Annotated in this window: 16 protein-coding genes; 2 read left to right on the top strand and 14 right to left on the bottom strand. The window is 67.0% G+C overall.

Features of this window, described 5'->3' with window-relative positions; all coding sequences use genetic code 11:
- Positions 1-170 precede the first annotated feature (170 nt).
- The gene (locus NL241_RS03850; RefSeq protein ID WP_494396824.1) at positions 171-2,810 is read left to right on the top strand and encodes a DUF8189 domain-containing protein; all 2,640 of its coding nucleotides are present in this window, start codon (positions 171-173) and stop codon (positions 2,808-2,810) included.
- 63 nt (positions 2,811-2,873) lie between these two features.
- Here the strand turns inward: NL241_RS03850 and NL241_RS03845 are convergent, their stop codons facing one another.
- The 14 genes from NL241_RS03845 to NL241_RS03780 all read right to left on the bottom strand — a co-directional run bounded on the left by NL241_RS03845 (position 2,874) and on the right by NL241_RS03780 (position 18,714).
- On the bottom strand, positions 2,874-5,078 hold the full coding sequence (locus tag NL241_RS03845) for a molybdopterin-containing oxidoreductase family protein (RefSeq protein WP_494396823.1): 2,205 nt from the start codon (positions 5,076-5,078) through the stop codon (positions 2,874-2,876).
- A gap of 73 nt (positions 5,079-5,151) precedes the next feature.
- Positions 5,152-6,321 (bottom strand): dihydrodipicolinate synthase family protein, encoded by a 1,170-nt coding sequence (locus NL241_RS03840; RefSeq protein ID WP_494396822.1) that lies wholly within the window; start codon positions 6,319-6,321, stop codon positions 5,152-5,154.
- On the bottom strand, positions 6,321-7,043 hold the full coding sequence (locus NL241_RS03835; protein WP_494396821.1) for an SDR family NAD(P)-dependent oxidoreductase: 723 nt from the start codon (positions 7,041-7,043) through the stop codon (positions 6,321-6,323). Before NL241_RS03835 ends, NL241_RS03840 begins: the two co-directional genes overlap by 1 nt.
- Positions 7,040-7,783 (bottom strand): enoyl-CoA hydratase/isomerase family protein, encoded by a 744-nt coding sequence (locus NL241_RS03830; RefSeq protein ID WP_494396820.1) that lies wholly within the window; start codon positions 7,781-7,783, stop codon positions 7,040-7,042. The genes NL241_RS03835 and NL241_RS03830 overlap by 4 nt, the downstream gene beginning before the upstream one ends.
- The gene (locus NL241_RS03825; RefSeq protein ID WP_494396819.1) at positions 7,780-9,222 is read right to left on the bottom strand and encodes an aldehyde dehydrogenase family protein; all 1,443 of its coding nucleotides are present in this window, start codon (positions 9,220-9,222) and stop codon (positions 7,780-7,782) included. The genes NL241_RS03830 and NL241_RS03825 overlap by 4 nt, the downstream gene beginning before the upstream one ends.
- Positions 9,223-9,236: 14 nt before the next feature.
- Positions 9,237-10,391, bottom strand: a complete 1,155-nt coding sequence (locus NL241_RS03820) for an acyl-CoA dehydrogenase family protein (RefSeq protein ID WP_487694352.1) — start codon at positions 10,389-10,391, stop codon at positions 9,237-9,239.
- A complete protein-coding gene (locus NL241_RS03815) occupies positions 10,388-11,521 on the bottom strand; it encodes a Zn-dependent alcohol dehydrogenase (protein WP_487694351.1) in 1,134 nt (377 codons plus the stop codon). The genes NL241_RS03820 and NL241_RS03815 overlap by 4 nt, the downstream gene beginning before the upstream one ends.
- Before the next feature lies 1 nt (position 11,522).
- A complete protein-coding gene (locus NL241_RS03810; RefSeq protein WP_487694350.1) occupies positions 11,523-13,097 on the bottom strand; it encodes an acyl CoA:acetate/3-ketoacid CoA transferase in 1,575 nt (524 codons plus the stop codon).
- On the bottom strand, positions 13,094-13,804 hold the full coding sequence (locus NL241_RS03805) for an SDR family NAD(P)-dependent oxidoreductase (RefSeq protein ID WP_487694349.1): 711 nt from the start codon (positions 13,802-13,804) through the stop codon (positions 13,094-13,096). Before NL241_RS03805 ends, NL241_RS03810 begins: the two co-directional genes overlap by 4 nt.
- Entirely contained in the window at positions 13,797-15,329 is a 1,533-nt protein-coding gene (locus NL241_RS03800) for a sugar ABC transporter ATP-binding protein (RefSeq protein ID WP_494396818.1), read from the bottom strand. Before NL241_RS03800 ends, NL241_RS03805 begins: the two co-directional genes overlap by 8 nt.
- On the bottom strand, positions 15,326-16,357 hold the full coding sequence (locus NL241_RS03795) for an ABC transporter permease (protein ID WP_487694347.1): 1,032 nt from the start codon (positions 16,355-16,357) through the stop codon (positions 15,326-15,328). The genes NL241_RS03800 and NL241_RS03795 overlap by 4 nt, the downstream gene beginning before the upstream one ends.
- A gap of 13 nt (positions 16,358-16,370) precedes the next feature.
- The gene (locus NL241_RS03790) at positions 16,371-17,489 is read right to left on the bottom strand and encodes a substrate-binding domain-containing protein (protein ID WP_494396817.1); all 1,119 of its coding nucleotides are present in this window, start codon (positions 17,487-17,489) and stop codon (positions 16,371-16,373) included.
- A complete protein-coding gene (locus NL241_RS03785; RefSeq protein WP_487694345.1) occupies positions 17,486-17,920 on the bottom strand; it encodes a MaoC/PaaZ C-terminal domain-containing protein in 435 nt (144 codons plus the stop codon). The genes NL241_RS03790 and NL241_RS03785 overlap by 4 nt, the downstream gene beginning before the upstream one ends.
- Positions 17,917-18,714 (bottom strand): IclR family transcriptional regulator, encoded by a 798-nt coding sequence (locus NL241_RS03780; RefSeq protein ID WP_487694344.1) that lies wholly within the window; start codon positions 18,712-18,714, stop codon positions 17,917-17,919. The genes NL241_RS03785 and NL241_RS03780 overlap by 4 nt, the downstream gene beginning before the upstream one ends.
- 134 nt (positions 18,715-18,848) lie before the next feature.
- On the opposite strand from NL241_RS03780, the gene NL241_RS03775 reads away from it, so the two are divergent.
- On the top strand, positions 18,849-19,994 hold the full coding sequence (locus tag NL241_RS03775) for a thiolase family protein (RefSeq protein ID WP_487694343.1): 1,146 nt from the start codon (positions 18,849-18,851) through the stop codon (positions 19,992-19,994).
- The last annotated feature ends 61 nt before the right edge of the window (positions 19,995-20,055 follow it).

Below are 20,055 nucleotides of genomic sequence, written 5' to 3'. Positions count from 1 at the left end.
GGATCGGGACACTCGGTGTGTCACGACCGCCGGCGTGATCAGGCGCAAGAGATTTCGCGGTGTTCAGCCGCGTCAGCGATGAGTGTCAGTGGCTGCGGCGCAGCAACGAAAGCGCACTCGCCCTTGCGCGTGAACAACCAGAACACCGAATCGCCAAGGAGGCGATTGCCATGACGAAGCGCGACAGCACGCCAGATTCCGAAGCTCCCGCATCGGAGATGCCGTTGCCCGGTTCGTTCGACAGCCATGTAGATACAGGCGACATGCCCACTCCGTCCATGATGGACGCGACGCAGGACGATGACATGCCCCGGCCCGGCCGCGGGCAGCGGTCGATGAAAACGACCGGTGAGCCCGGTGATTCAGCCGTCCCGTCCATGGCGCCTCCGACGACCATGGCGGGCAACGGGCAAAGACCCGGGCAGCCCCGATTCGGCCCGCCAGGTGGCACGGCCGCCGCGCACCCGTCCTATCGGCCAGGTGTCGTCGAGGTGCAATTCCGGGAAGGAGTGAGTCCGCAGATCGGTCCCGCCGACGCCGAGACCCCTTCGATCCGAAGCGCTGACGAGGGCCGGCTCGACGAGATGAACCAGATCCTGCGCCGGCACGGTCTCCTGCAGGCCGAACCGACGTTCTTGACTTCGCCCGATGAAGCGTCGGCGGCACAGGCCGTGGCACGGCAACAGGGTATCGACGCACCCCATCTCGGCCATTTCATGACGTTGCACTTCCCGGACCACACGGACACCCGTGCGATCGCCGCCCAGCTCGCCGCCTTGCCCGAGGTGGAGCGGGCAGTGCCGGTACCCGTCGCTCTGCCCCCGACGGTCACCGCCGAGACGTCCATGACGGGAGCGCTGACCGCACCGCCGGTCGCCACTCCGTTGACCGAACCCTTGATCGGCAACAGCGGTCAGGTGGTCGTCGATCCCAACACCGGTCTGGAGAATCAGTGGTATCTGTTCCGGTGTGGCGTGAACAATGCCTGGGCACGATCCACCGCCAAGGACGTCGTGGTTGCCGACATCGACTGGGGTTACCGCACATCCCATCAGGACCTAGCAGGCAAGGTGGAACGCACCTACAACGCATTCGACGGCACCACCGATGTCACACACGGCCCCAGCATCTTTCACGGAACAGGTGTGCTCGGGCACACCGGCGCCGCGGTGAATGACGCCGGCATGGCGGGGGTGGGTTTCGAGGCTCCGCTGTGGGCCATCCAATCCGACTCCGGCACGGGCGCCAGCCTCGGAGGCGAACCGTGGGCACGGGGTATCGACTGGGTACGCACCACCGACAGCGGAGGTCGCCGCAAGGTCGTCATACTCGAAGTCCAGACCGGAGCATTCGGGAACTACGAACAGGTTCCCTCGGTCAACGCGGCAATCAGGACCGCCATCGCTGCCGGCGTCGTGGTCTGTGTCGCGGCAGGAAACGGCGACCGCGACGCGGGCGTGGACGACTCCGGAAACGCGATCCCGGAGACGGGCTCGATTCTGGTGGGTGCGACCGCCTATCACGACACCGAGAACAAACGCGCGTGGTTCAGCAACTACGGCCCGCGGATCGTCGTCGCCGCACCCGGCGACGGTGATCATGATCTGACCTGCGACTCTGCTTCAGATCAGGCTTATTCCAACAGTTTCGGCGGTACCTCGGGCGCAACTCCCAAGGTGGCCGGTGTGGCAGCGTTGATGCTGGCGGCCAACCCTGGTCTGAGTCCCGCCGAAATCCGGCGGATCCTGAATGTCACCGGGACACCGCTCACCGAGGATCCCGGTAAACCGGTCGGCACATTTCTCGACGCCGGCGCGGCGGTGCGGCAGGCGGCTGCCGGAGCGGTCAGCCGGCTGGAAGTATTTGCCCGCGGCGCGGACAAAGCGCTGTGGCACAGGTGGCAGACCGCGCCGAACAACGGCTGGTCCGGCTGGGAATCCCTCGGCGGCTGGATCGACCGACTCGCCGTGGGCCGCAACGGGGACGGCAGAATCGAAGCGTTCGCCCGCGGCGCCGACAGTGCCGTCTGGCACACCTGGCAGACCTCCCCAGGCGGAAGCTGGTCCGGCTGGGAATCCCTCGGCGGCTGGATCGACCTGATCGACATCGGCCACAACGCCGACGGCCGGCTCGAGATCTTCGCGCGTGGAGCGGACAAAGCACTCTGGCACAACTGGCAGACCACCGCAGGCGGCTGGTCGGGGTGGCAATCCCTCGGCGGCTGGATCGACCGACTCACCGTGGAACGCAATGAGGACGGCCGGCTGGAAGTCTTCGCCCGCGGCGCCGACGGTGCCGTCTGGCACAACTGGCAGACCTCCCCAGGCGGAAGCTGGTCCGGCTGGCAGTCCCTCGGGGGCTGGATCGACCTGATCGACATCGGCCACAACGCCGACGGCCGGCTCGAGATCTTCGCGCGTGGAGCGGACAAAGCACTCTGGCACAACTGGCAGACCACCGCAGGCGGCTGGTCGGGGTGGCAATCCCTCGGCGGCTGGATCAACCGACTCGCCGTGGGCCGCAACGAGGACGGCCGAATCGAAGCGTTCGCCCGCGGCGCCGACGGCGCCGTCTGGCACACCTGGCAAGCCTCCGCAAACGGAAGCTGGTCCGGCTGGCAATCCCGCGGTGGCTGGATCGATCAGCTGAAGGTCAGCCAGAACAACGACGGACGGATCGAGGTGTTCGGCCGCGGTGCCGACGGCGCGGTATGGCACACCTGGCAGACCGCGCCCAACAACGGCTGGTCCGGTTGGGCATCCCTGGGGGGCTGGATCGACTTGATGGACATCGGACAGAACGCGCTCTGAGATGTGTTGCGGCACGTAGGGGCAGGGCGTCCAGGCCCCTACGTTGCCGCGCTACCGTGATGCTTACAGCCGCGTTTCACGATCAACGGGGTGCACCCGCACCGGCACACCGGTCAGCCACGCCATGCCCGCCAGCGCCTCGACGTCTTCGGGCTCCGTCGACATCAGTGCATTGACATTCGCGCCACCGGCGCGGTTGGCGACTTTCCATCCGCCGGTGCCGTCGTGCCCCCAGCCGTGCGGCACGGCGATGACGCCCGGCACAATGTCTTTCGTCAGACCCACCGCCACAGTGATCTTTCCCCACGGCGAACTGATCTGGATCTTGTCACCGTCGGCAATCGCGAGTTCGGCGGCGTCGTCGACATGCATCAACGCCCGGTGGCCCCGGTCACCACGCATCAGCAGCGGTGAGTTGTGCATCCAGGAGTTCTCCGAGCGCGGCTCGCGCATCCCGATGAGCCGTAGTGGGTACTGCGCCGGTTCTTTCCGACGACGCAGCTTCTCGATCTCGCCGGCGATACCGTCGTGGGCCAACCTGACCCGCCCACCCTGGTATGGCACTGTCTTCGGCAGGATTTTCTCGCGCAAGTGCGGTTCGATGATCACCCCGTGTGGGCGGTCGGCCGCCAGCTTGGAGAAGTTCAACGCGCCGCGGCGCAGGCCGAACCGGTCGCCGCCGTCGGCCAGCCGGATCACGGCGTCCATGAGGAGCCGGGGACCGAACTCGATCCCCATGAGGCTCAGCACCTTTCGCATCACGGCCACCATGGCGAAGCCCGGGGTCTGTCGTGCCATCCGCCGCATCAGGCCGTCGACGATCTGCCATTCGGGTTTCGCCTGACCCGCCGGAGCCACCACCGCCTCGCCGGCTTGCCGGAACGGGGTCAGCTGCTGCCCTTGAGCCAGGACGGGAAAGTCGTCACGCTCGTACATGGTGGTGGTCGGCAGCACGTAGTCGCAGAGCGCCGTGGTCTCGGTGAGATAGAAGTCCAACCCCACCATCAGATCCAACTGCGCGGCCGCCGAAACCAGCTCGGCACCGTTGGGCACCGACAGCACCGGATTACCCGCACTGACGAAGAGTGCTTTGATCTGACCCGGGCCCGGTGTGGCGATCTCCTTGGCCATCATGGTGGCCGGTTCTGAACCGAACACCTGAGGAAAGCCGCCCACCCGTGAGCGATTTCGTCGGTAGGCCCGTTGCATGGCGGGGGCCAGCAGCTTCAGAGCCAGCCGCTGGCCGGGAATCCCCAGCGAGCCGAACATGGCACCACCGGCCCGGTCGAGATTCCCCGAAACCAGATTGACCGCATCCAGCAGATACGACGTCAACGTGCCGCTGCGGCCGGTGCTGGTGCCGAAGCGGCCGTACACGCTGGCACCGGCCGAGCGGGCCAGATCCCGCGCCAGACCACGAACGGTGTCGGGGTCGATGCCGGTCACCTCGGCGGTGACCTCCGGGGTGAACGGCAGGCAGTGCGCGCGAAGCCAGTCGACGCCGGTGGCTTGGCGCTGGATGGCGTCGATGTCGGCGAGGCCTTCGTCGAACATGACCTGGAGCAAGGCGAGCAGGAGAAACGCGTCACTGTCGGGCCGGATGCCCAGCCATTCGAACTGTGCGGCGGTCTCGGTCCTGCGCGGATCGATGACGACGACGCGGCCGCCGCGCTTCACGATGTCGTGCAACCGGTCCTTGATGCGCGGGGCGGTGATCATGCTGCCGTGGGAGACCACGGGGTTCGCGCCGATCACGACGCACAGTTCAGCGCGAGTCAGGTCGGGAACCGGAATGGCGGCGGGCGAGCCGTACAGCAGTTGGCTGGCCAGGATTCGATTGCTGACGTCCTGCGACGATGCCGTGAAATAGTGCGACCGCCGGCCCAGGCCCTTGGTGAACAGGCCGGACCACATCGCGTGACCGAAGCTGAACGCGCCGGGGTTGCCCATGTACCAGCCGACGGCACCCGAACCGTGCTGTCGCACAATCGTGGTGAGCCGCGCGGCGATGTCGTCGAGCGCCTGGTCCCAGCTGACTTCCTCGAACTGCCCATCGGGCCGCCGGCGCAGTGGAACGGTGATTCGATCGGGGTCGTTGTTGATCTCGGTGAATGCGATGCCCTTCTGGCAGGCGAATCCCCGGGAGAGCGGATGATCCTTGTCCGGCCGAAGGGCGGTCAGCCGACCGTCTTCGACGGTGGCGATCATCCCGCACAGCGGTTCGCAGATCCGGCAGAAGGTCGGCCGGTGCTCGACGAGGGGTGCCATGGGGCTGAGGATACGACGCGCGCGTCAGCCGAACTGCACTTTTGGACACACCCGTCCTCAGATCTCGCCGCGATCAGAAGCGGGACCCGACACCCTGCACGGCGAAGTAGGCCGACGCCCGCTGCGCGGCCAGATCCGGATCGGTGAACAGCCCCAGCCCGCCGGCCACCCGCACGAGTTCGGCAAGGTGCAGCAGATTGCGACCGGTCTCGAAGCCCTTCAGCATCCGGAAATGATGCTGGCCGCCGTCGAGATACGTCAGCCACGCCACGCCCACCTTGTAGTACTGGGTGGGGGCGCTGAACACCAAGCGGCTCAGCGGCAGCGTCGGCTCCAGGATGTCCCGGAAACCGGCGGTGTCACCGGCGTCCAGACGCGCGAAGGCCGCCGAGGCGAACCGCGGCACAGCCGCGAAGGCACCGAGCAGGGCCTCGCTGTGCCGGGTGCCGTCACCGGCGATCAGGTCCACGTAGTTGAAGTCGTCGCCGGTGAACACCCGTGCGGGCGCCGGAATGAGCTCGCGCAGCAGGGTTTCCAGCGCCGCATCCAGTAGCGAGACCTTGATCCCGCGCACCTTGTCGACGTGGGCGCCGATGATGTCGACGACGCATCCCATGGCGGCTTTGGGTTCGTCGTGCCCCCAGTAGCCCGCCAGCGCGGGGTCGAACATCGCACCGAGCCAGTGCAAGATCACCGGCCGGGTGACCTGCGCCAGCACCTCCCCGTAGACCTTGGCGTAGTCCTCGGGGCTCTGCGCCGCCCGGGCCAGGTGCCTGCTGGCCATCATCACCACAAAGCCGCCGGCACTTTCGATATCGGCGATCTGCTCCAGGTAGGCATCACGAATCTGACCGAGATCGGCTGTCGGACTGTCGATTTGATCGGTGGCGATACCCACCACCACGTCCCCGCCGCGCTCGTCGGCATCGGCGAGGGTCCGCAGGGCCAGCTCGCGGGCCCCGGCCCAGTCCAGGCCCATCCCGCGTTGGGCGGTATCCATGGACTCCGCGACGCCCAGGCCGAGCGACCACAGGCGCCGGCGCAGCTCCAGCGTGGCATCCCAGTCGATCTGTTCGACACCGGGAACCGCATCGCAGGCCCGCAGCGGGTCGGCGACCACATGCGCGGCGGCGTACACGGCGCGGCTGGTGGGTGGAGCCGAGGACGTGATCAGCGCCGCCGGTGCGGCCAGCTCCACCTGGGTGAGTTTGCCGTCGGAGTCCGGCAGAACCAGATGTGTCATCAGCGGGCGTCCAATCCGCCGTCGGCGAGCACGGTCTGGCCGGTGATGAAGCTGGCACCGTCGCCGGCCAGGAAGCACAGCAGCGCGGCGATCTCTTCGGGCTGGGCTGCGCGGCCCAACAGATTGGTGGCCACCTCTTTGCGCACCTCGTCCGACCAGGATTCGGACATATCCGTCAGCACGAAGCCGGGGGCCACCGCATTGACGGTGATGGACGGAGCCAGCGCCTTGGCGAAGGACACCGTGACGTTCTCCAGGGCGGCCTTGGCCGCCGAATACCCCGTCACCTCCGGGCTGGCCAGGTTGTCCCGGCCGCGGATCGAGGACACCGTGACGATCCGGCCACCGCCGTTGGCCAGCATGGACGGTGCCACCGCCCTGATGAAGTTCACCGGGCCCAGGACATTCGACCGGTACTCGTCGATCCAGTCGTCGGTGGAGCCGGACAGCGCGTCGGTGGCCAGCACACTGCCCAGCGTGCAGATCAGTGCGTCGATACGGCCGTGTGTCCCCAGCGCGGCATCCACCAATTCCTGCACGGCGGCGGCATCCTGGCCGTCACAGTGGTAGGCGGTCGCATCGAGTTCGGCCGAAAGCTCTTTCAGCGCAGCAGAATCGCTGCGCCCGTGCAGGATCACCCGAGATCCTCGGGCGGCCTCCTGGCGGGCGGCGGCGGCTCCAATACCGCGGGATGAGCCGGCGATGAGCACGGTTCTGGTCACGAGTTCCTCCTGGAGTTGGTCTCACCGGAGGCGGCGAGATAGCCACCGGCGAGGGAATCGATCAGGGTGGCGGCGTCCGCGGGCGCACTGGACGCCAGGACCCGCTTGAGAATCGACTGCGCACCCGGGGTGGTGTCCAACAGGCTCTGAATCAGGGTGTCCGCCGCGGTACGCACGTCGGCGTCCACGATGTCCACGATGCCCAGCCGAAACGCCTCGGCCGCGCTGACGGGCACGCCGGTGAGCGCCAGCCGCCGGGCCGCGGCAAGCCCCGCGATCTCGCTGATCTTGCCCAGCCCGGACCACCCCGGTGTGGTGCCCAGCGTGGCCTCCGGCAGCGCCAGCACCGCGGACTCGGCGGCCACCCGGAAGTCGCAGTGCATCGCCAGTTCGAGTCCCCCACCGAAGGCACTGCCCGCCAGCACCGCGACGGTGGTCTGCGGTAGTTCGGCCAACGCCCGGAACACCTGCTGGCCCAGCCGGGTCCACCGGCCCCGCACCAGTTCGGCTGACATGTCGGCGAATTCGACGGTATCCGCGCCGGCGCAGAACACCGGGCCTTCACCGACCAGCAGCACCACCCGGGCATCTGAGGCGGCAACCTCTTCGAGCCGGGCCCGCAGTTCGGTGATCAGATGGGTGCTCAGCGCGTTGCGCTTGCGCGGCCGGTCCAGCACGATGCGCGCGACCCGGCCCGAAACCTCCAGCCGGACCGTGCCCTTCTCGAACCCATCGGTCACAGTGCATTCCGCTGCAGGCTTGTCCACCGACGCTCGGTCAGCAGGTCGATGTTGGCGCGGCCACCGAGGTCGTCACCGAGGCCCGACGCGGCGGTTCCACCGAACGGCACCTGCGACTCGTGCATGGCGGTGCCGTCGTTGACGTGCACCATGCCCGAACGCACCTGATCGGCCACACTCCACGCCTTGTCGAGGTCGCGGCTGAACACCGACGTGGACAGGCCGAACCGGGTGCCGTTGACGATCTTGAGCGCCTCATCCACCGAGTCGACGACGGTGACCGGCGCGATGGGCGCGAACACCTCCTCGTCGTGCAGCACCATTCCGGGGCGCACCTGGTCGACGACCGTGGGACGCAGGAACACTCCCTCGGCGGTACCACCTTCCACCACCCGGGCACCGAGTTCGACGCTGCTGGTCACCATCGCCAGCGCCTTCTCCACCTGACGCTCCGACACCATGGGTCCCAGATCGACCTCGGACGTGTACGGGTCGCCGACAGTCAGTTTCGCGGCTTCGGCCGACAGCGCCGCGATGTAATCAGCAGCCACATCGGCCAGCACGATGTGGCGTCCCGTGGCGATACACACCTGGCCCTGGTGACCGAACGACGAACCGGCACCGCACCGCGCGGCGAGTTCCACATCGGCATCGGCGAGCACGATGCTGGCGTTGTTGCCGCCGAGTTCCAGCGCCACCCGCTTCAGCAGGGGTGCGGCGGCGACGTTGATGCGGCGGCCGGTCTCTTCCGAGCCGGTGAAGTGGATCATGTCGACCTGCTGGTGTTTGACCAACCCGGCGCCGGCAGGACCGCCGGTGAGCACCTGCACCACACCGGCCGGCACCCCGGCTTCGGCGAGCACTTCGGCCAGCATCAGTCCGCCGGTGAACGGCGTCTCCGGTGCGGGTTTGAGCACCACCGCGTTACCCAGCGCGATGGCCGGCGCCAGCACCCGCATCGCGATGTGCACCGGCGCGTTCCAGGCGGTGATCAGTCCGACGACGCCGACGGGGCGGCGCTCGATGATGTTGACACGGCCGCGCTGCCCGGACGGGATGATCTCCCCCAGCGGGGTGGTGGCCAGTTCAGCGGCCTGGAAGAACTCGATGACGCTGGCGCCGATCTCGCCCTCGGCCTTGGGACCTACGGCCCCGCCCTCGCGGATCAGGATGTCCTTGAACCGGGCCGTTTCCCGCTCCAGGATCGCGCCGCCGCGGCGCAGGATGGCCGCTCGCTCGGTGGCCGGGGTGGCCGCCCATTCCCGCTGCGCGGCAACAGCACCGGCGACCGCACGCTGGACGTCCGACTCGGTGGCGGTGACGGACTCGCCGATCACCGCCCCGGTGGCCTTGTCGGTGACCGGGAGGACGTCACCGTCGGAGCCGACGAACTCGCCGTCGATGAACACGGAACGTTGCAGGGCTGCGTTGACAGTCATGTCTTCCTTCAGTTTCAGGACCAGTCGGCGCGCGCCGCGGCCCGGCCGAGCATCAGGGCGTGGATCTCACTGGTGCCGTCGATGATCTGGGTGATCTTCGCGTCCCGCATCAATCGTTGCACCGGATAGTGCAGATGAACGCCGTAGCCGCCATGCAGTTGCACCGCCTCGACGGTGTTGCGCATCGCGGCGTCGGTGGCGAACATCTTGGCGGCGGAGATCAAATGGGAGTCGCCGCCACCGCCGGCGGCGTAACTGGCGACGCCTTCGCGCAACAGCCCGCGGGCGGCAAGATAGTCGGCGTGCATCCGGCCGAGCTTCTCCTGCACGATCTGCAGGTCGGCCAGCGACTTGCCGAACGCCTGCCGGTCGCGGACATAGGCCGCACTCTCGCGCAGCGCGGCCCGCATGAAACCCACCCCGTAACACCCGGCGTCGAGCCGGGCCAGGTTCAGGCCTTCCAGCATGCCGCGGAAACCGTCCACCTGCAGCCGCCAGGCCGACGGGATCCGGCAGTTGTCGAAATGCACGTTCGCCATGGGCATTCCGCGGAACCCCGACATGGGTTCGTCTTTGCCGACAGTCACCCCGTCGGCGTCCAGCGGTACCACGAACGCCGCCGTGGGGGCGTCCCGGTCGGCCGAGTTCAGCTTGGTCAGAACGATGCAGAAGTGCGCGGCCGGCGACTGGGTGATCCACGCCTTCTCGCCGGTGATGCTGACGGTGTGGTCGTCGAGTTCCACCGCGACCGTGCGGCCGGCCCGGATGTCGGTGCCGGAGTGCGGTTCGCTGAGTGCGAAGCTGCCCCGCACCGAACCGTCGATGAGCCCGGGCAGCCACCGGTCCCTGACGTCGACGGGCGCGTAGGCCGCCAGCAGGTAGCCGTGCAGCCGGGCGATCGAGATGCCCAGCGCCACCGCTCCCGAGTACGACGCCACCAGTTCGGTGGTCTCGTGGGCGAGCGCGAACATGGTCGGATCGATGGTGCCGTCGTCTCCGAAGATCAAGCCCTGCAACCCGAGATCGGCCGCATCGGCCAGCAGGTCGGGGAAGAATTCACCGGTGAGGTCGATGTCCTGGGCGCGGGGGCCCACCCGCGTGGTGCAGAAGTCAGCCACCACACCGAGGAACTGTTCGGCGTCGGCGTCGAGTGAATACGCAAGTGTCATGACGGCACTCCGTTGTCGGCCCACTCGTAGCGGATCACGCCGCGCAGGTTCTTGCCCGCCAGCAGGTCGTCGTAGGCGTCGTTGATCTGCTCGATGCGGTACTCCTTGGTGACCAGGCCGTCGAGGTTGATCTGGCCGGAGTCCCACAGCTTCAACATCTTCGGGATGTCATTGCGCGGGTTGCAGCCGCCGTTGAGCGATCCGGTGAGCGTCTTCTGCCACAGCACGAAATCCGACGGGTTCACCGGGATGCTGGGCTGGTCGTGCCGGGTGAGGCCCACCACCGCGACGGTGCCGCTCTTGCGTACCGACCGGACGGCCTGGCCGATGGTCTCGGCGGTAGCGATGGCCTCGAACGCCTTGTCCACGCCGACACCCCAGGTGAGTTCGGTGGCGAACTCCACCGGGTCGGTTGTGTTCGGGTTGACGGTGTGTGTGGCGCCGAACAGCTTGGCCTGCTCCAGCTTCCAGTCATTGGTATCGCAGGCGATGATGCGTTTGGCACCGGCGATCTTGGCGCCCTGCACGATGTTCATCCCGATGCCGCCGACCCCGTAGACCATCACATCCTCACCGGGCTCGACGCCGCCGCGGTAGATCGCCGTGCCCACGCCGGTGGTGACACCGCAGGCCACCAGGCAGGCCCGCTCCAAGCGGTAGTGCTTGTCGACCTTGACCACGGACTGCCCGGGTACGACGGTCCACTCGCTGAAGGTCGACACCAGGCAGAACTGACCGAGTTCCACGCCGTCATCGTCGCGGAACCGGTAGGTCCCGTCGATCTGCGGTCCCTCCACGGTGTGCGCGCCGAGATCGCAGAGGTTGGTCTGGCCGTCGGTGCACCAGCGGCAGGTGCCGCACGACGGCAGATACGACATCACCACGTGATCACCGGGAACGACGTGTGTCACGTTGGCGCCCACCTGTTCCACGACGCCGGCACCTTCGTGGCCGAAGATCATCGGCAGGGCGGCGATCTGGTCACCGGTGACGTGGTGCATGTCGGAATGGCAGACACCGGAAGCGACCAGATGCACCAGCACCTCGTTGGGTCCGGGTTCGTCGAGTTCGACTTCCTTGACCTCGAAGCGGGTGTTCAGTCGGTAGGTGACGGCGGCTCGTGTGCGCATGTCAATTCTCCTGTTGTTCGTTGGGGATTCGGCGATCGGGGCTGAAGAGCGAGCTGGACATGGTTGTCACGACGTCGGCGAGTTTGGGCCGGAAATCCATCAGCGCGATCACCTGTTCGGCGGTCCAGCCCGGCGCCACCTCCATGAGCACCGGTCCGTCGTCGCCGAGGGCGAACACCGCGCGTTCGGTGACGTAGATGACCTCCTGGCCGCGTTCGCGGGCCAGGTGTGCATTGAACGTGACTTGGCGTACCTTGTCGATGAACTTGCGGTGCTTACCTTCTGAGGTCACCTTGGGGTGCCCCTCGGACAGGTCGATGCGCAGACCTCCCGCGGTGAGTGTCCCGCAGAACACCACTTTCTTGGCGGCTTGCGAGATGTTGATGAACCCGCCGGCACCGAAGATCCGACCGTCGACCAGGGACGAGTTCACGTTGCCTTCCTTGTCGACCTCGGCGAAGCCCAGGCACGCCACATCCAGGCCGCCACCGTCGTAGAAGTCGAACTGTGAGGCGTGCTCGATCACGGCCTCGGGATTCCAGGACACCCCGAAGATGACCCCGCGCTCGGGCACCCCGCCGACCATGCCCTGCTCGACAGTCAAGGTGATCTCCTTGAGCCGGTCCTCTTCGAGCGCGGCGGTGGCCACACCGTCGGCCATCCCGACCCCGAGGTTGACCACCGAGGCCGGTTTGATCTCGTCGAGTGCCCTGCGCGCCACCACTTTCCGCTCCGACAGCGGCATCGCCGGGGAACGGCCGAACGGGACGTACACCTCACCGGAGAAGGCCGGGTTGTATTCGTTGATCGCGGTCTGCCACTGGTCTTCCTGCACCACCACGATATCGATCAGATGGCCCGGCACCACCACACTCTTGGGATTCAGTGTGTGCACGGCGGCCACGCGCTTCACCTGGGCGATCACCAGCCCGCCGCTGTTGCGCGCGGCCGTCGCGGCCGCCAGCACCCCGAGTTTGGCAGTCTCGTGTTCGAGGGTGAGGTTGCCGTGTTCGTCGGCGGTGGTGCCGCGGATGAAGGCGACGTCGAAGGACGGGCTGGGATAGAACAAGTACTCCTCGCCCTTGATCTCCATCACCTCGACCAGGTCGGTGGTGGTGGCGTTGTTGAGCCGGCCGCCGCCCTGGCGTGGGTCGCAGAACGTGCCCAGACCTACCTTGGTGATCAGCCCCGGCCGTTTGGCCGCGCTCTCCCGCAGCAGTTGTGCGAGCACGCCCTGGGGCAGGTTGTAGGCCTCGATGTCACCGTCGTGGGCCATCTTCGACAGGGTGGGTGTCATGGCCCAGTGTCCAGCGATGGCACTGCGCAGCAGGCCCGGCAGGGCCAGCACGTCCATGCCGGAGCCGTTGCGGTCGCCGACCCCGCTGCAGAAGTACGCCGACAGTTGGCCGGGCCCGCCGGTGCGGCGGTAGCGGTCGGCCAACGCGTTCAGCAATCCCGATGGTTCGATGACTCCGCCGCCGGAGGCCTCGACCAGCAGTCGCGCCCGATCGGGGATCCGTTCGATGGCGTCCCGCGCGGACAGGAATTCGGGTGTGATCGTCTGACTGATCCTCATGGCATCGCTCCTCCCCCATTGACGTTGATGGTCTGCCCGGTGACGAAACTCGCTTCGTCACCCACCAGCCAGGCGACCGCCGTGGCCACCTCGTCCGGTGTCCCGAATCGACCCATGACCAGCGATCTCGTTTTCTGTTCCACCCACTCGGGCGTCGCGTGTGCCGCGGTCATCGGGGTCTCGATCGGTCCCGGCGCAACACAATTCACCCGTACCGCGGGGCCGAGCTCGCGGGCCAGCGCCCGGGTCAGTCCACCCACCCCGGCTTTGGAGGCCGTGTAGGCGGCGCAGTTGATACCGCCCACGTAGCCGATCTGGCTGCCGATGGTGACGACGGTGCCCCCGGTCTTGGTCAGTTCGCCCGCCGCGGCCTTGACACACAGGAACGTGCCGGTGAGGTTGACCGCCAGTGTCTGGTTCCAGGTCGCCAGATCCAGGTCGGGCAGAAACTTCTGTTCCATCACGCCCGCCAGCGTCACCAGGGCGTCGATGCGGCCGTATTCGGCAACCGCTGTGGAAATGAGTTGTGCCACATCACTTTCGGAGGTGACGTCGGCCGGCACCGTCAGCGCGTCGCTGATCGAGGGCGCGGCACTGCCCGGGTGATACCCCAGTACCAGGGTAAAACCGTCTTTGGCCAGCCGTTGCGCGACGGCACGGCCCAGCCCGCCGTCGGCGCCGGTGAGCACCGCTACCTTGTCAGTCATCGGACACCGCTCCCTGGAACGCGAGCTTCATGACGGCTTCCTCGGACGCGTCGGCACGGCTGATCTCACCGACGGTCCGCCCGGCGCGCATCACGACAATCCGGTCGGAGGCGCCCAGCAGCTCGGGCAGCACCGACGACACCATGATGATCGCCAGACCTTCGTCGGCCAGGCTCCGGATCAGCCGGTGCACTTCGGCTTTGGCGCCGACATCGATCCCGCGGGTGGGTTCGTCGAGCAGCAGGACCCGGGGTTGGGTGGCCAGCACCTTGGCCAGCGCCACCTTCTGCTGGTTGCCGCCGGACAGTGATCCGACGGGCATCGAGGTGCTCGCGGCCTTGATCCGCAGTTCCTTGAAGAACCGGTCGACGATCTTGGCGCCCTTGCGGCGTCGCAACCAGGGGCCGGTACTCATCGCGGCCAGGCTGGCCAGTTCGATGTTGGTGCTGATGGGCAGTCCGAGGTGCAGTCCCTGGTTCTTGCGGTCTTCGGGCACCAGCGCGATACCGGCGTCCAGCGCGTTACGGGGGTGCGCCGGGCGGTGCGGCTTCCCGTCGAGACTCATCGTTCCGCCGGCGATCCTGCTGGCTCCGAAGATCGCGGCCAGCACCTCGGTGCGGCCGCTGCCGACCAGGCCGCCGATACCGAGGATCTCCCCCGGGCTGACGTGCAGCGACGCCGAGACCACGCCGGGAGCACTGATGTCACGCACGGTCAGAACGGGGGCGTGCTTGTCCGCCGTCTCGTCGTGCCCGTGATACACCGACTCGAGGTTGCGCCCGATCATGTGCCTGATCAGCGAGTCCTCGGTGAACTCGGCGGCGGGCGCGGTGATGATGTGTCGCCCGTCGCGCAGCACGCTCACGGTATCGGCATACTCCAGCACCTCCGGCAGGTCGTGGCTGATCAACACCACCGCGGCACCATCGTCGCGCAGTTCCCGCAACAACCCCAACAGTCGTACCGAATCATCGTGTGGCAGCGACGATGTGGGTTCATCGAAGAACACCACCCGGACATTCTGCGCCAGGATCCGCGCGATCTCGATGAGCTGCTGCTCGGCGATGGACAGCTCGCCGGCCTGCCTGCGGGGGTCGATGTCCAGGCCGACCCTCTGCAGATGCGCCTTGGCCTGGTGCGCCAGGGCGCGCCGGTCGATCACACCCCACCGTGACGGTTCGGCATTGACGAGCACGTTCTCCGCCACCGAGATCGAGCCGATGACCGAGAGTTCCTGGTGCACGATCCCGATACCGAGCGCCGCGGCCTGGGTGGGGTTCTTGGGGTTGATCGGCTGTCCGTCGAGGGTGATGGTGCCGGCATCCGCCGTCTCGAACCCGGCCAGGATCTTCGACAGCGTGGACTTGCCTGCACCGTTCTCGCCGACCAGCGCGTGAATCTTGCCCGGCTCCAACGTGACTGATACGTCTTCGAGCGCCGCGACACCCGCGTAGTGCTTGGAGATACCGGACGCCTGCACCAGCCCGGTGCGCACAGGAGCTACCGTGCCTGCTGGGGAACTCATTCGCCCGGCTCCCCACCGCGGGTCACCCGGTCCAGCACCACCGCGGCCACCACCACCGCACCGGTGACGATCTGCTGCCAGTAGAACGGGACGTTCATCAGTGTCAGGCCGTTGCCCAGGACAGCGATCACCAGCGCTCCGAGGAAGGTGCCCGCCAACCGCCCGCGACCACCGAACAGGCTGGTACCGCCGACCACCACCGCGGCGATGACGTCGAGTTCGAAGCCCACCGCCCCGGCCGGCTGCCCCGACGAGAGCTTGGCGGTCAGGATCACCGAGGCGACACCGGCGCACAGCCCGGCAAAAGTGAAGGCGAACAACAGCACTCGGGATACCCGGATCCCGGACAGCCGAGCCGCTTCCCGGTTGCCGCCGACGGCGTAGATCCGGCGCCCGATCTTGAGCCGGTGCAGGATCACGTACCCCACGGCGAACGTCACCGCCATGATGATCACCGGGATCGGCACCGGGCCCACCTTGCCGACGCCGATCTGGGTGAAGGCGCTGTTGTTGATCGAGATCGGGTAGCTGTTGGTGACCAGCAGGGCGATACCCCGCAGGGCCGTCAGGGTCGCCAGCGTCGCGATGAACGCAGGTACCCGGCACAGCGTGATCAGGACCCCGTTGAGGAACCCGCACGCCGTGCCGACCACCAGGCTGAGCAGTACCGCCACCACCGCCGACGCTCCCGTCGACAGGATCGCGTGCTGCAGATACAGCGCCGCGATGCTGCCGGTGAGGGCCACCACCGAACCGACCGACAGGTCGATACCGGCAACCAGGATCACCACCGTGGCCCCGACCGCGGCGATGGCTGTGATCGACACCTGCTGAAGGACATTGGTGAGGTTGGCGCTACTGGTGAAGTTGGGCGCGCTGACGGCGAAGACCGCGGCCAGCAGTACCAGTGCGACCACCGGCCCGAGTTGGGCGAGCTGGCGCAGGCTGGGTCCGCCGAACCCCTTGCCCTTGGGCTCCTTTGTCTCGGGCGGGCCTGGAGGACGCAGTGGTGCCGAGGTTGTGGTCATGACTGCTCCGTTGTCAGAATGCCGGCTGGGCGCCGGACTCGATGGTTTCCTTGGTCACCAGGTCCTCGTCGAGGACGCGGTATGCGGGCACCGGGTTACCACGCAGGTAGTCGACGATCTCTTCGACGACGATGCCCGCGGTGGGCTTGTGGATCACCGTGGCCAATGCCTGGCCGGACTGGATGGCGGCGAACATGTCGGTCTGGCCGTCCAGGCCCACCACGTCGACGCCCTGGCGCCCACTGGAATTCAGCGCCGCGATGCCACCGAGTGCGGCTTCGTCGTTGGCGCCGAACAGCAGGTCGACGTTCGTGTTGGCGGCGAGCATGTTCTGTGCGGCCTTCTCGGAGTCGCCGCGGCGGTAGTTGCCCGGCTGGTTGGCCACGATGTTGAAGTTGCAGGACCGCAGCAGCGGCAACAGGAAGGAGTTCACCCGGGCATCGCTGGACTGGTCGCCGGGGATGCCGGAGATGATCGCGACGTTGACGTCTTCCTGCCCCTTGTAGTGCTCCACCACCCACTCACCGAGCTGCTGTCCCTCGTTGGAGTAGGGCGCCAACACCTGCGACACCGGGTCGACGCCGAGCATGCCCTTCTGGGAGAAGAAGTACGGGATCTGCGCGGCCTCAGCCTGTTTGAGCACCGCGTCGAGACCCTGGGTCGTGGCCGGCATCATCATCAGCGCGTCGGTGCCCTGAGCGATCGCGGTTTGGATGTCGTTGAACTGCTGGTTCACATCGTCGTTGGCGCTGATGATGTTGATCTCCGCGCCCAGCTTGGTCGCGGCTTCCTCGGCCAGCTGCTTCTGCTTCACCAGGAAGGGGTGGCTCAGGCCTTCGACCGAGAAGGTGATCTTGATGGGGTCGCCTTCAGGGATGGGGTTGGGGTTGGTGCGCTCATCCTTGCCCGATTCGGCAGCGGCAATGCCGTAGAGGTTCTTGCTGAGATCTGCCTGTAATTGTGCGATCTGGTCGTGGTTCTCGGCGCACCCGCCGTCGTCGATCTCGACGTTGGTTGCCGGCGCGGCCGTGTCGGACGGGTCGGCGTTGTTGTTGACACTCGAACTGCACGCCGTCATGGCGACCACCGAAGCGGCGCAGACGACTGCAGGCAGGATCTTGCGGATCTTCATTTCTCTCCTTTGGGAAACGCGACGACTGCGGACCCGCTGATCAACTGCTTCCGAGTGGTGTCGTCGACAACTGTGATGGTGAAGGTGGCCCGATGGGTCACGGGATCGAGATGCGCGCACACTGCCTGCGCGGTGACGGAGGCACCTTCGAAGGCGGGTGCCAGGAGGTCGAACTGGTAACTGGTGGACACCCCGCCGGGCGCGACGAGTTCGGTGAGGGCGGTCTGGACGTAACCGGCGACGAGCATGCCGTGGGCGACGGGACGCTCGAACCGGGTGTTGGCGGCGTACTCGGCGTCTTCGTGGATCGGATTGTGGTCACCGCAGATCTGCGCGTACGCCCGGATGGTGCCGGCGTCGATGATCGCGGTGTGCTCAGCGCTGGCGCCGAGCTCCATATTGTGGAACGTCTTGACCGTCTCGATACTCACTGAGCCGACCGCTCTTCTGTTTCTTCGATCGGCTTGAACCTCCGCAGGAGTTCGGCGCTGATCGCTTCCGCGGTCTCACACACCAGGTCGGCGAACTTGCCACGGAGGTCTTCTTCGGAGAACCGGAAGATGGGGCCGCCGACGCACACCGAGGCCACCACATTGCCGGACGGGTCCAGCACCGGGGCCGCGATGGAGCGCACGCCGAGTTCGCGTTCCTCCAAGTTGAGGGCGTAGCCGTCGCGCCGGATCTCGTACATCGCCTCGTGCAGTTCCACCGCGGTCGTGATGGTGGACGGGGTGTAGCGCGCCAGCTCCAACTGGTCGATGATGCGCTCTCCGACACCGGGCGGCAGGAACGCCAGGATCACCTTGCCCTGGCTGGTCGCATGCAGGGGAATCTGCTGTCCCACCTCGCCATACATCTGCACGGAATGCGAGGAGGTCATCACCACGAGGTAGGTCAGCTGTAGCCCTTCCCGGACCGCGAGGAACACCGTCTCGGTGGACTTGTCCCGCAGCTGCGCCAGCAGCGGCCGGCCTATCTCCTCCAGCGTCGCGCGGTCCACGCGGTCTCCGACCAGCACCCGCATCTGCGGGCCCGGGACGTACTTGCCCGCGTCGTTCTGAATCGCGAAGCCGCGATCGCACAGCACCCGCAGCAACCGGTGCGCGGTCGGGGCTGTCAGATTCGTGGCTTTTGCAACTTCGCCCGCGGTGGCGCCTGGATTGAGCGACACTTCCGTCAGGACGTCGAGGACCCGGTACGCACTCTGGGCTCCCGCGATTTCCATAATGTGGTCTCCATATCCATATTGTGGATGTGAGCTAGACCATAGGCCGGTGTCCTGGGTGCCGTCAAGCACTCCACAATGTGGAGGCATCGCTGCGCATTGGAACCGCCTACCGTAAGCGTTACAGTTGGCGCATGAATGACGTCGCGATCATCGGTGTCGGGCTGCATCCCTTTGGCCGCTTCGAGGGCAAATCCGCCATGCAGATGGGCGTGGACGCCATCCGCGCCGCTGTCGCCGACGCAGGCGTGTCCTGGAGCGATGTTCAGGCAGCCGCCGGAGGCAGCTGGACGGTGGCCAACCCGGATGCGATCGTCGGCATGGTGGGCCTCTCCGGCATTCCGTTCACCAATGTGTTCAACGCCTGCGCCACCGCCGCCAGCGCCGCCAAGGCATGCGCCGACGGAATCCGGTTGGGCGACTACGACATCGGTATTGCCATCGGCTTGGACAAACATCCGCGCGGTGCGTTCACCGAAGATCCCGCCCTGGTGGGGATGCCGTCCTGGTACGCCGAGAACGGGCAGTACCTCACCACGCAGTTCTTCGGCATGAAGGCCAACCGGTACCTGCACCAGCACAACATCTCGCAACGCACACTCGCCCGCGTGGCCGCGAAGAACTTCCGCAACGGCGCCCTGAATCCGAACGCGTTCCGCCGCAAGCCGATCAGCGAGGACGCCATCCTGGGTTCGGCGATGCTGAATTACCCGCTGACGCAGTACATGTTCTGCGCACCCGATGAGGGCGCGGCCGCCGTGGTGATGTGTAATGCGGCGATTGCGCATCGTTATACCGACAAGCCGGTGTACCTGCGTGCGGTGGAGGTGCGCACCCGTCGCTACGGTGCCTACGAGGTCAATACGACGTTCGCTCCGGTCGACGAGGACGTCTCGCCGACGGTGTATGCCGCCCGCGCCGCGTTCGAACGCGCCGGGATCGGCCCCGAGGATGTCGACGTGGTCCAGCTGCAGGACACCGACGCCGGCGCCGAGATCATCCACATGGCCGAGGCCGGCTTCTGCGCGGACGGCGATCAGGAGAAGCTGCTGGCCGACGGCGCCACCGAGATCGGCGGGGCCCTGCCCATCAACACCGATGGCGGACTCATTGCCAACGGCGAACCGATCGGCGCCTCCGGCTTACGCCAGATCCACGAGCTGGTGCGGCAATTGCGTGGCGAGGCCGGGGATCGTCAGGTACCCGGGTCACCCCGAGTCGGATTCGCCCAGTTGTACGGCGCGCCCGGTACCGCTGGCGCGACCATCCTGAGCACCTAGTCGCCCCCCATTCACGCGCGCACTTCAAGCCGGCGAACCACTCGGTCCGCCGGCTGTCCAC

The sequence above is a fragment of the Mycolicibacterium sp. SMGY-1XX genome (assembly GCF_059132455.1).
Note: the sequence above shows the minus strand (reverse complement) of the source record. Positions and strands in the feature narration are given on the sequence as shown.

What these genes read in the sequence shown, in the direction of transcription:
- NL241_RS03850 (WP_494396824.1), top strand. Translation starts at nt 171, where the DNA reads ATGACGAAGCGCGACAGCACGCCAGATTCCGAAGCTCCCGCATCGGAG.
- NL241_RS03845 (WP_494396823.1), bottom strand. Translation starts at nt 5,078, where the DNA reads ATGGCACCCCTCGTCGAGCACCGGCCGACCTTCTGCCGGATCTGCGAA.
- NL241_RS03840 (WP_494396822.1), bottom strand. Translation starts at nt 6,321, where the DNA reads ATGACACATCTGGTTCTGCCGGACTCCGACGGCAAACTCACCCAGGTG.
- NL241_RS03825 (WP_494396819.1), bottom strand. Translation starts at nt 9,222, where the DNA reads ATGACTGTCAACGCAGCCCTGCAACGTTCCGTGTTCATCGACGGCGAG.
- NL241_RS03820 (WP_487694352.1), bottom strand. Translation starts at nt 10,391, where the DNA reads ATGACACTTGCGTATTCACTCGACGCCGACGCCGAACAGTTCCTCGGT.
- NL241_RS03815 (WP_487694351.1), bottom strand. Translation starts at nt 11,521, where the DNA reads ATGCGCACACGAGCCGCCGTCACCTACCGACTGAACACCCGCTTCGAG.
- NL241_RS03810 (WP_487694350.1), bottom strand. Translation starts at nt 13,097, where the DNA reads ATGAGGATCAGTCAGACGATCACACCCGAATTCCTGTCCGCGCGGGAC.
- NL241_RS03805 (WP_487694349.1), bottom strand. Translation starts at nt 13,804, where the DNA reads ATGACTGACAAGGTAGCGGTGCTCACCGGCGCCGACGGCGGGCTGGGC.
- NL241_RS03800 (WP_494396818.1), bottom strand. Translation starts at nt 15,329, where the DNA reads ATGAGTTCCCCAGCAGGCACGGTAGCTCCTGTGCGCACCGGGCTGGTG.
- NL241_RS03795 (WP_487694347.1), bottom strand. Translation starts at nt 16,357, where the DNA reads ATGACCACAACCTCGGCACCACTGCGTCCTCCAGGCCCGCCCGAGACA.
- NL241_RS03790 (WP_494396817.1), bottom strand. Translation starts at nt 17,489, where the DNA reads ATGAAGATCCGCAAGATCCTGCCTGCAGTCGTCTGCGCCGCTTCGGTG.
- NL241_RS03780 (WP_487694344.1), bottom strand. Translation starts at nt 18,714, where the DNA reads ATGGAAATCGCGGGAGCCCAGAGTGCGTACCGGGTCCTCGACGTCCTG.
- NL241_RS03775 (WP_487694343.1), top strand. Translation starts at nt 18,849, where the DNA reads ATGAATGACGTCGCGATCATCGGTGTCGGGCTGCATCCCTTTGGCCGC.